Genomic DNA, 10,715 nt, shown 5'->3' on the forward strand with positions numbered 1-10,715 from the left:
CAATGTCTTTATAGGAATTAGAAAGTAAGATTTACACCCAGCGAATAAGACCGTGACAGCGGATACATATTGGTTGCAAAGGCTTCCGGATCGAATATCTTAAGCATACGGGTATGTTCCCACAGGTTGCTCCCCGACAGGTATACGCGCGCATGCTGCAGGAGCCCTTTCCCGGTCAGGCCGGCGGGTATTGTGTAGCCGACCGTAAGCTGCTTCAGCCTTACGTAGGCCGCGTTCTGAAGAAACCGCGACTGGGGTTCAACGATCTCGGGGGCATTGCCGATCCTGGCCCGCGGAAAATATGCCTCCTGGTTATCGGGCCGCCAGTAATCACTGTTGATCTTCTGCGGCACCGCCCATTCGCTGGTATAATGCTGCAGGAAATAGATCGAATTGGGCATTACATTCCGTTTGCCCACGCCCTGGAAAAAGACGACGATATCAAAGCCTTTCCACTCGGCCTCTCCCCGCCAACCGTAGCTGTAACGCGGGGTGCTGTTGCCGATCCGGGCCAGATCGCCGTGATCATCAAGGCTTTCTTTTCCCCGGGTAATTTTCCCGTCACCGTCCAGGTCCCTGAATTTCAGGTCGCCGGGCAGTAGTGTATGGGCAGAAATCTGTGACTGATCGAGGGCAGCCGCTTCCGCTTCATTTTTAAAGAGGCCCTCTGTCTCAAATCCCCATATCTCTCCCAGCTTTTTGCCGGGATAGTAGTCGGAGATAATCTTCTGCGGATTATCGTACCGTGTAATTTCGGCTGTATAATCGGAAAGCATTGCCTGAAGGCCGAATTTCAGACCATTTTGCAAGGTTTGTCTCCAACCCAGGGTGATCTCAAAGCCTTTTGTCTTCATGTCCGCCGCATTGGTCTGCGGTTCGGCGGTTGCCAGCACCGACGGGAGTGACCTGGACTTGGCCAGCATATTACGGGTTTCCCTGACGTAAAAATCAAGACCGCCGGTCAGTTTCTGGCCCAACAGGGCGAAGTCAAACCCGATGTTGCGCTGAACCACATTCTCCCAGGTCAGCGTAGGACTCACCAGGCCGGGCGCGTAAACCGCCATGTACTTGCTGCCTGCAAAAAGGTAGGGCACTTCGCCGGTCCCGTAGGTAGCGATATAAGGGTAATTATTGGCCACCGCCTGGTTGCCCAGACTACCGTATGAGGCCCTTATTTTAAAATCGTCAATAATGCCGCGAATCCCGGCAAAAAATTGCTCTTCCGACACGCGCCAACCGAGCGACACCGAGGGAAAGAAGGCGAACCGGTCACGTGCGGGAAATTTGGAAGAACCGTCATAACGTCCGTTAAGCTCTACCAGATACCGGTCTGCATAGCTGTAATTGATCCTGGAAAATACACCCCTGATGGCATATTCCGACGCGCCGTCGCTGGCATACTGGTCGCCGGTGGCCAGGCTCATATAGCCAATGTCATTGTTGATCAGCTTTTGACGCTCCGCCTGGAACCACCCCAACCCGCCATATTCCTGGTTAAACCCGGCCAGCGCTTTGAACGCGTGCCGGCCCAGCTCCCGTTCGTATTCTGCAAAGGCATTAAAGGCATTGTAGGCGTTGTTGGTAGATTTACGGGTAACCGCATTGATATTCCCCCAGGGTGACAGCAGGATCGCGCCGTTGTCGCGCGTATAATACTGCTTTCTGAAGTTGAGGTAATCTCCGAAATAGGCATTGTACGTATAATCAACATTGACCGTCAGCCCTTTCGCGGGAGTTAGATTCAGCGCACCTGTCAGCCACAGGTCTTTGGTTTGCTGCTTCTGGTAACCTCCGCTTTTCAGATAAGCTACCATATTGTACCCCTTGGTTTCATCAAAATTCCCGTCAGGCGCATATACCGGTATGATGGGCCATGCCGAATAAGAGGCGTAGATTTCATCGCCACCAAAGTTATTGGTACTGTTACTGGGATTCATCTTCTGACGTATTTCATTATACGCGACTTTACCCCGTATTGAAGCCCATTTGTTGACCTGGTAATTTACATTCTGTGTAATGTTGAACCGGTTGAAATTTTCGGCGCCGGGCTTGGAGATTCCTTTCTGGTTCATGAACCCGAACGACGAATAGTAAGTAACCTTTTCCGACCCTCCCGAAATACTGGCATTGTACTGGCCCATCGGGTAGCTGTCTTTCAGGAGTTCGTCCGACCAGATCGTGTTGGCATTTTCACGAAAGATACCCACCGGGTCCTGTGAATGCTGGAACAGGGTCGGAGTATTCGCCGGGTCATTAAAATAAGCCCGAACGTGCTGCATGGTCTCTTCGTCGAAATACGGGCTCCCGTTGGAGGTAATATTCCCGTCATTCATAAACTGCGTATACTCGAAGGAATTCATGGAGCGGGGCACTACTGTCGGTTTATTCAGGGTCTGATTGATGGAAAAAGAGATCGCCGGCTTCTTATTTTTTGACCCGTTTTTGGTGGTGATCAGGATTACCCCGAAAGCAGCTCTCGCCCCGTAAATGGAGGCAGATGCCGCGTCCTTCAGGACGGTGACGCTCTGCACGTCCTGCGGGTTGATCAGGTTGGGGTCCATCTGCACACCGTCTACCAGCACCAGGGGACTTCCACCATTGATCGAGGTATTACCGCGGATATTAAAAGTCACACCGCGACCGGGCGCACCGCTACCCGGGTTGATATTGAGATTGGGCACCACACCCTGAAGCCCCTGCCCCAGGTTGGGTAGCGGCCTGCTGTCCAGCACCCTGGAATCTACCTGGTCAATCGCACCCGTCTGGTTGATTTTCTTCTGCGTACCATACCCGACCACCAGTACTTCGTCAAGCGCCCTGGCATTCACCTTCATGCTGACTTCAAGTTGTGTGCGGCCGGCCAGTGCAATTTCCAGGGAATTGAATCCGACAAACGAAAAAACCAGCGTAGCCTCCGTGCTAGCTACCTCGATTGAAAAATTACCGTCCGTGTCGGTGATAGTGCCTCTCTGTGTGCCTTTCTGGACTACGTTCACGCCGATCAGCGCCTCGCCTTTTTCATCGGTCACGCGGCCTTTCACCAGTACATCTTTCTTTACTATTTCCTTTACCTCCAGCCTGATCGCAGGCACCTGGCTTTTTTCGGCCTGTGGTGGTACCGAACCCCCGGGCCGGGCCGTCGGAGACTGCACGACGGTTTCCCGAATACCCCGTTTGACCAGTATCGTCCTGTCCTGTATAACATACGACAATTCCTGGTTCCTGAACAGCTCGCTCAGTACCTCGGTAAGCGGTTTGTCTTTGACATCAAGTGTAACGGGAACTGCTTTCTCCAGCAATTCATTCTTGTAGAGAAAATTGTAGCGGGTTTGCTTTCGTATCTGCCTGAACACCTGCTCAAGCCTGGCTTCCCTGACTTTCAGGGAGACCAACTGGGAATAGGCAGCCGCACTTACCTGCATACACGCCGCCAGCAGCAGAAAACCGGTATACTTCATAATACAGACAAATCGGACCGGCAAGCGCCAATCTAAAGGGTAAATGTGTTTTCCCCGGAACGGGAAAAACATACTGGTATCTTTCATACATTTGTATGGTTTAGGTGGAAAACTGGTACTATTGATATTAGCTAGTCGTAGCATCCGATCGCCTGGACCACACGGCTGCATCGGCAAATGCAGCCGTATTTTTTTCAGGTCGGGGTAGTCAGGAGGAGTCAGGTCGTTTTTTCATCAGTAGAAATTTTAATTTACCGGTAGCCCACCGTCACTTTTCTTCCCTCCAGCCGGAACCGGAGATCACTCGTTTGTTCGAGCATGGCCACTACACCGGAGAGCGGAACTTTCCGGCTGATATAACCGGTCATGTGCTCCCGGGGCAATCCCGGTTCGAACTGTACTTCCACATCGTACCACCTGGAAATCTGCCGCATGACACTGTATACATCCGACCCGTTGAAGCTGAAGAAATCGTCTTTCCAGGCTACGGCATCTTCCAGGTCCGCGTCTCTGAACAATTTCAGTTTACCGTCGGCGGAGAGCTCCGACCGCTGGCCGGGAACCAGCTTCAGCTCATGTCCTCCGACCCTGCTTCTCACGCGGACGCTTCCCTCCAGCAGCGTAGTTTTAGCGGTCTTTTCGTCCTCGTAGCTATTTATGTTAAAGTGCGTTCCCAATACTTCGACCAGTTGGCCACCGGATAAAACCTGGAAAGGCATTCTCCGGCCGGCTTCTCCAGCAACTGTATTGACTTCCAGGTAGGCTTCTCCGGTCAGCTCAACACGTCTTTGCGGGCCTTCAAAGTGGATAGGATACCGTAGCGTCGTGGCGGCATTCAGCCAGACCCTGCTTCCGTCAGGCAGTACCACCTTGTACTTCCCGCCGACGGGAGTGGAAACGATGTGATATTCGGTTGCCTGCCCTGCTACATTCTTCTCAGATTTATCATCCAGATGGTAAACAAGCGCTCCTTCGCCCGGCTTGCTGATGGTCACATCTCCCCGGGCAGCCAGCACCCCCACCGGGACATCATCCAGGGCAATTTGCCTGCCGTCGGCCAGTGTCAGCATCGCTTTTTCTCCACCTGGCGCAATGTCCTTAAAGGTAGCGGCAACCGATGTCCCGGACACTGGCCGCCTGACCAACACCAGGTACGAACCCGCCAGGAGCAATAGCAGGATAGAAGCGGCGGCGATGCGGTAAATCAACCGGTATGAACGTACAGGAGCTGCCGGTATCACAGGATCCTCATACGCTTCAGTTGCTGCCTGGATACGTTTTAGCAAGTGCTCACTTTCACCGGCTGCAAACAAGGCTGCATCCGGATCGATATTTGCCCAATGTGCCCCGAGCAAATCGTTAACTGCTTCTTCCCTGCCTGTTTCGCTTATCAACCTGAAAAACTCCTCCTTTTCTTCGGGTGTTGCTTCCCGGGCCGACAGCAGCTGAAACAAGTAGGTCAGGCGTTGTTCAAATTCTTCATCCTTTCCCAAAGTCGAATCTTTTTAGCCTCTCGTTTGGTATAAAGACACACACGCAGCAAAAAGGAGATACTGAGCCGCGAAAAAAAACTTAAGAAGCGGGCATCTACCACCAGCGGACAATCATCAGCAGCGATACAATACGGTTCGTTTTTACAAAATCAGAAACAGCCCGGAGCGCAAGCTGCTGGTATTTTTTAACCGAAGAAAGTGTCAGTCCCAGCTTTTCGACAATTTCCGGATTTTTCATCCCCTGCTTTCTCAGCATAAAAACCTTCTGCTGTTGGGGAGGGAGCCTTTCAACTGCGCGATCCAGCAATGCCAGGTAATCCGGTTCCGGCTCGCCCGCTTCGACGGCAGCCAGCCCGCCAGTCAGTTCAAGGTACTCCATATACCTGCGCCGCTCATTGGCTGTTCTTCGGATATAATTGAGGGAACTGTTACGGGCTAGGATAAATAAATAGCCTGTAAAATTAGAGATTCCCGGGAGTGCGGCACGGTTTGTCCAGAGCGCGACAAATACATCCTGGACAATGTCCTCGGTTATTTCGGTTGAATCGACCAGGGTATTGACAAACACACCGACAGGCTGGTGGTAAGCATAGAAGAGATCGGAAAAAGCTCCCCTGTCACCCCCGGCGATCCGCTCAAGCAGCTCGGCTTCGTTATGTACCTTTCTTAAAGCCATTACACCTGTAAGTTGTGACGTCAGTTGTCCGATCCCACCTTTACACAGCGCACAATATAAACAAATCAGGCTATTTTAAATATTCCTGTCATTAACATTTTTGGGCCCGGGAGTCAATAGCCTTTACTTCCGGAAGTCCCTCTGTTATAGCGGTTGCGGTATTCCAGCGGTGAAATACCGGTAATTTTCCTGAATACCTCCCGGAATGCCTTGACGTCGGAATACCCGACGTCGAACATTACCTCATTCACCGTCTTGCGACTGGTCTCCAGTGCTTTTTTTGCGGCTTCAACTCTCACCCTCTGCGTATATTCGATAGGCGTATTCCCCGTTGCCTTGCTGAAACGCCGGTCAAAATTCCGCCGTCCGGCAAAAAAACGGGCCGACAGGTTTTCAATAGAGATCCTTTCCCGGAGATTACTTTCGATATACACCTGCGCCTGTTCCACCATGTCGTCACCATGCGACTTCTGACCCGCAAAAATGGCGAAAGGCGACTGGCTGTGGCGGTCTATTTCAATCTGGAATACCTTCGAGCAAAAAATAGCCGTCTGCCTGTCAAAGTACTTTTCAACCAGGTAGATGACCAGGTTGAGAAAAGAATATGCGCCGCCATTGGTATAGATACCTTTCTCGTCGGTAATTAATTGGTCGGCCTGCAGATCTACCTCCGGAAACATCCGCCGGAAGCGTTCAGCAAAAGCCCAGTGCGTCGAACACTTCCGTCCGTTCAGCAAGCCGGAAGCGGCCAGCAGAAACGCGCCCGTGCATATACTCGCCACTTCGGCGCCTGCCTTGTACTGCTTTACTATCCAGTCTATCAGCACCTGGTTCTTTTCGACCGCTTCCTGGTAATGGTGGCTGAGCGATGGGATGATAATAAGATCCGTAACGGCAATCGCCTGGACCGACACCTGGGGCTTCACGGTAAACAGGCCGCCATGAAAATCCACTTCGGTTGAAATACCCGCCAGCTCTATACGGTACAACTCCTGTTTTCCTCGTTCTCTCCAATACTCGGCTGCCCTGGTCAAAATCTTGTAAGCTCCCACAATACTGCTCAGGTTATTTTGGCCGTCCGGTACCAGGATCGTCATCCGTTTCATGGATCTCTTTTTTGAGCAAAGTTAAAGCAACGGTATGTCCTGATCAACCCATTAGAATGTCTATTTTACACCCGGTGGCCGTGCAACACCAACGTGATTCAAACCGTTATTAATCAAACAGTCAAGCAGATAAAACAAACGTTATGAAAAACCTGCCCGGAAAAATATCAAAAGTGGGAGATGACTATCAAGTCGTCTTCGAGCGTGTTTTCCATCATCCTGCTGAAAAGGTATGGAACGCCATCACCGACCCTGGTGAATTGAAATACTGGTTTACGGATATTGATCAGGACCTCCGTCCGGGGGGAACCCTGGTTTTCCGATTCAGAGATGCTGACCGGTCAGAATCTTACGGTAGTATTGTAAGCATTGATCCCCTTCACCAACTGGAGTGGACCTGGGAGGGAGAACCGGCTGAATGGGCGCTGGAACAGCAAGGCGAGGCTACAAAATTGAAATTCACTTACAGCAAAATGCTGGTAGAGCAGGCGCTGGGTACTGCTGCGGGTTTTCATACGCTGCTGAACCGACTGGAAGACCGGCTGAACGGAAGCAGCACGACCTATCCTTTCGGCACGGAAGAAAATGACCCGGAACAGCAGAGGCTACGAATTCAATATGCGGCTGCTATTTTCGAAAGCTACCCGGAAATTGTCAGGCACCCGCCTGTAGTCGTACAAGCCACTTTATACGCTGGGGTCGAGGAGGTTTGGCAGGCGCTCACCGACAAAAACCGGATGAAGGAATGGTATTTCGATGTGGACGATTTTCGTGCGGAAGAAGGTTTCCGGTTTACTTTTCCCGGGCAAGGCCATAAGGGTGCGAAGTTTGTGCACCAGTGTACTGTTACGGAGGTTATCCCTTACCAAAAGCTGCAGTACAGCTGGCAGTACGAAAACACCCCCGGCTATTCACTGGTAACGTTCGGTTTTCACGGCTCAGGCCACACTACGACAGTAAAACTTACGCATCACGGGATTGAAAGCTTTCCCCAAAACAGTGATGATTTTGCCTGGAAGAGTTTCGAGGGCGGATGGAATGAAATCATCAGAAAAATGCTGCCGAAGTTCCTTGCCAAAAAATAGCCGGATTTCGCCCCGGTTGCGCGTGACCGGTCCCGGGGCTAAGGTATGACAAAACTTTGCAATACAAAAACGAATGTAATAGCCTTATTTGCCTCGCTTTTACCAACGTGACTAAACCTTTGTTATGGAAAAATTCACCTGCCCCATGCACCCGCAGGTACTGAAAGACCAACCGGGAAAGTGCCCGCTATGCGGAATGGACCTCGTTCCGCTGATGAAAGATGCCGGCGGGGAGCACCATCAGCATGCGCAAAACCAGGCCAAAGTGCATCAACATGAACCGGCGCGGCACGACACCCATCGACATGACCGGCACGGGAGTGCCGGGCTTTCCGATCGTCCGCAGGAACCTTCGGCCCACCAGCATGACAAACATGCAGGCCACCATACCCATGACTTTCTGAAGCGGTTCTGGATCAGCCTGGTGATCACATTGCCTATTCTGGCGCTCTCTCACATGATACAGGAGTGGGCCGGGTTTAATTTAAGTTTTCACGGAGACCAATATGTCCTTTTTGCCCTTGGCACCCTGATTTACCTGTATGGCGGAATGCCTTTCCTGAAGGGAATGACAGGGGAAATTAAAGCGAATGCCATAGGTATGATGACCCTGGTAGCGGTCGCCATTTCGGTCGCTTACTTTTATTCGGTTGCGGTGGTCTTCGGCTTACCCGGCATGGATTTCTTTTGGGAGCTGGCCACCCTGATTGTCATTATGCTGCTGGGTCACTGGCTGGAAATGCGGTCCCAGATGGCGGCGTCGAAAGCGCTTCAGTCGCTGGTGGCGTTATTGCCGAACGAGGTGACGGTAGAAAAAAATGGTGAGGCAACCAGGATTCAACTGTCGGAACTGGCCAATCATGATATCGTAATTATCAAACCCGGCGATAAAATCCCTGCAGACGGCGAAGTCATTGAAGGGCTTTCCTATGTCAACGAAAGTATGTTGACTGGAGAGAGCGTACCTGTAAAAAAAGAGCTGAAATCCAAGGTGATAGCGGGTTCCATCAATGGCGACGGGGCATTAAAAATCGACGCAACAGGCGTTGGCAAAGACAGTTACCTCAACAAGGTAATCAACCTGGTCCAGGATGCGCAGGCCGCTAAATCCAACACCCAGAACCTCGCTGATAAGGTCGCGAAATGGCTGACCTTCGTCGCACTCGGCGTAGGCGCGGGAACGTTTATCTATTGGCTGTCGACAGGCTCCGACCTGGCGTTCGCGCTGGAAAGAATGGTCACAGTTATGGTAACCGCCTGCCCCCATGCTTTGGGTGTGGCCATTCCGCTGGTAGTGGCTATTTCCACCACCCTGTCGGCGACAAACGGGCTTCTTATCCGCAACAGGACGGCTTTTGAAACGACACGAAAGCTGACGACCGTAATTTTTGACAAAACCGGCACCCTGACCGAAGGCTCACATGCCGTTAAGCGGATAATCGTATCGGATGAAAATTATACCGAAGACGAGCTCATTCAATATGCCGCCGCGGTACAGCAGAATTCTGAACACCACATTGCAAAAGGCACGATCAGGCTGCTAAAGGAAAGAAAGCTACCGTTGCTGAAGTCGGAAGATTTCCGGTACATGCAGGGAATAGGAGTAAAAGGGACGGTTAACCAGAAGGAAGTCGTTGCGGCCGGTCCGAACTATTTTGTTGAAAACAAGCTGGAAAAACCCGTGGTCCCGTCTGAAATTGACCAGGATGCCGAGACGGTCAGCTACGTATGGATTGACGGTAAAGTGGCCGGTATACTCACGTTTGCCGACAGCATCAGGGAAGGCTCCCTGGAAGCAGTTCAGGCACTAAACGGGATGGGGATCAAGTCATTCCTGTTGACGGGCGACAATGAAAAAATTGCCGCGTCGGTTTCAAAAAGCCTCGGCATGGCTGGTTTCCTGGCAAACGTCCTGCCACATAACAAACAGGAAAAAGTTAGGGAGTACCAGGAGAAAGGTGAAATTGTGGCCATGACCGGCGATGGCGTCAATGATGCGCCGGCGCTTGCCCAGGCCGACGTCGGGATTGCTGTAGGCTCCGGAACCGACGTTGCAGCAGAAACGGCCGATATCATCCTGGTAAACAGTGATCCCAGGGACGTTGTAAAGCTGATCGATTTCGGACGACGCACCTACCGGAAAATGATACAAAATCTGGGTTGGGCGGTCGGTTACAACATAGTGGCTATCCCGCTGGCCGCCGGCATCTTCTACCCGAAATTTGTCTTAAGCCCGGCGGCGGGCGCAGTTCTGATGAGCGTCAGTACCATTGTTGTCGCGCTGAATGCGACCCTGTTGAAGCTGGACAAAAAGTAGCTGCTGCCGGTCAATTCCGATCGAATACCAGGTCCGCGCTGATGCGGAAGATTCCTCCGGCTACGCTACCATTGACAACAACAGGTTTGAAGCCGCTCCAACCGGAAGGTCATCCCGACCGAAGCGGAGGGATCTCCCGCTCCCGATACCCAATCCCTTTCAGAGAACTTTTTTATAGCAACAGAAGATCCTTCGGCTACACTGCGTTCCGCTACCATTGACAATAGTCAGGGTGGTCGGTCCTACCGGACGGGTCATTCCGAGCGCAGCCGAGGAATCTCCCACTCCCAGCACTCAACTTATTCCGCCAGGCTTCTAACAATAGGAGATCCTTCGACTCCGCTGTGCTGCGCTCAGGATGACCGTCCGGGCGGTAGCCTCCGGCTACCATTGACTTCCATTGACATCATTTATTTGTCATTTCTATTCCAAGGTGTTTTGGCAAAAAACTTCTTTCTCGGTATGACGAGGCCGCGAATGCACGAATAGACTATATTAATTCGTGAATTCGCGGCTTTATTATGGTCGTCCGGCGCCGTCATCCCGACTGTAGCGCAGCGGAATGGAGGGATCTCCTGAC

General features: G+C 51.8%; 7 protein-coding genes. 2 read left to right on the forward strand and 5 right to left on the reverse strand.

Annotation, left to right across the window (positions count from 1 at the left end; all coding sequences use genetic code 11):
• Positions 1–17: 17 nt before the first annotated feature.
• The 4 genes from ABD852_RS10710 to ABD852_RS10725 all read right to left on the reverse strand — a co-directional run bounded on the left by ABD852_RS10710 (position 18) and on the right by ABD852_RS10725 (position 6,733).
• A complete protein-coding gene (locus ABD852_RS10710) occupies positions 18–3,545 on the reverse strand; it encodes a TonB-dependent receptor (protein WP_345028531.1) in 3,528 nt (1,175 codons plus the stop codon).
• 164 nt (positions 3,546–3,709) lie between these two features.
• On the reverse strand, positions 3,710–4,951 hold the full coding sequence (locus tag ABD852_RS10715) for a FecR family protein (RefSeq protein WP_345028532.1): 1,242 nt from the start codon (positions 4,949–4,951) through the stop codon (positions 3,710–3,712).
• A 94-nt stretch (positions 4,952–5,045) separates the two neighbouring features.
• Positions 5,046–5,627 (reverse strand): sigma-70 family RNA polymerase sigma factor, encoded by a 582-nt coding sequence (locus ABD852_RS10720; protein WP_345028533.1) that lies wholly within the window; start codon positions 5,625–5,627, stop codon positions 5,046–5,048.
• A gap of 113 nt (positions 5,628–5,740) precedes the next feature.
• A complete protein-coding gene (locus ABD852_RS10725; protein WP_345028535.1) occupies positions 5,741–6,733 on the reverse strand; it encodes a GlxA family transcriptional regulator in 993 nt (330 codons plus the stop codon).
• A gap of 143 nt (positions 6,734–6,876) precedes the next feature.
• Between ABD852_RS10725 and ABD852_RS10730 the strand changes: the two genes are divergently transcribed.
• Positions 6,877–7,818 carry an SRPBCC domain-containing protein gene (locus ABD852_RS10730; protein ID WP_345028537.1) on the forward strand — a complete coding sequence of 314 codons (942 nt, stop codon included), beginning with the start codon at positions 6,877–6,879 and terminating at the stop codon, positions 7,816–7,818.
• A 124-nt stretch (positions 7,819–7,942) separates the two neighbouring features.
• Positions 7,943–10,135, forward strand: a complete 2,193-nt coding sequence (locus ABD852_RS10735) for a heavy metal translocating P-type ATPase (RefSeq protein ID WP_345028538.1) — start codon at positions 7,943–7,945, stop codon at positions 10,133–10,135.
• A gap of 65 nt (positions 10,136–10,200) precedes the next feature.
• Here the strand turns inward: ABD852_RS10735 and ABD852_RS10740 are convergent, their stop codons facing one another.
• Positions 10,201–10,353, reverse strand: a complete 153-nt coding sequence (locus tag ABD852_RS10740) for a hypothetical protein (protein WP_345028539.1) — start codon at positions 10,351–10,353, stop codon at positions 10,201–10,203.
• Between the last annotated feature and the right edge of the window lie 362 nt (positions 10,354–10,715).

The sequence above is a fragment of the Ravibacter arvi genome (genome assembly GCF_039540405.1).
In the GTDB taxonomy this organism is placed as follows: Bacteria; Bacteroidota; Bacteroidia; order Cytophagales; family Spirosomataceae; genus Ravibacter; species Ravibacter arvi.

Bases quoted from the DNA above. Each gene is read 5' to 3' on its own strand.
- ABD852_RS10720 (WP_345028533.1), bottom strand. From the start codon at position 5,627: ATGGCTTTAAGAAAGGTACATAACGAAGCCGAGCTGCTTGAGCGGATC.
- ABD852_RS10725 (WP_345028535.1), bottom strand. From the start codon at position 6,733: ATGAAACGGATGACGATCCTGGTACCGGACGGCCAAAATAACCTGAGC.
- ABD852_RS10710 (WP_345028531.1), bottom strand. From the start codon at position 3,545: ATGAAAGATACCAGTATGTTTTTCCCGTTCCGGGGAAAACACATTTAC.
- ABD852_RS10735 (WP_345028538.1), top strand. From the start codon at position 7,943: ATGGAAAAATTCACCTGCCCCATGCACCCGCAGGTACTGAAAGACCAA.
- ABD852_RS10740 (WP_345028539.1), bottom strand. From the start codon at position 10,353: ATGGTAGCGGAACGCAGTGTAGCCGAAGGATCTTCTGTTGCTATAAAA.
- ABD852_RS10730 (WP_345028537.1), top strand. From the start codon at position 6,877: ATGAAAAACCTGCCCGGAAAAATATCAAAAGTGGGAGATGACTATCAA.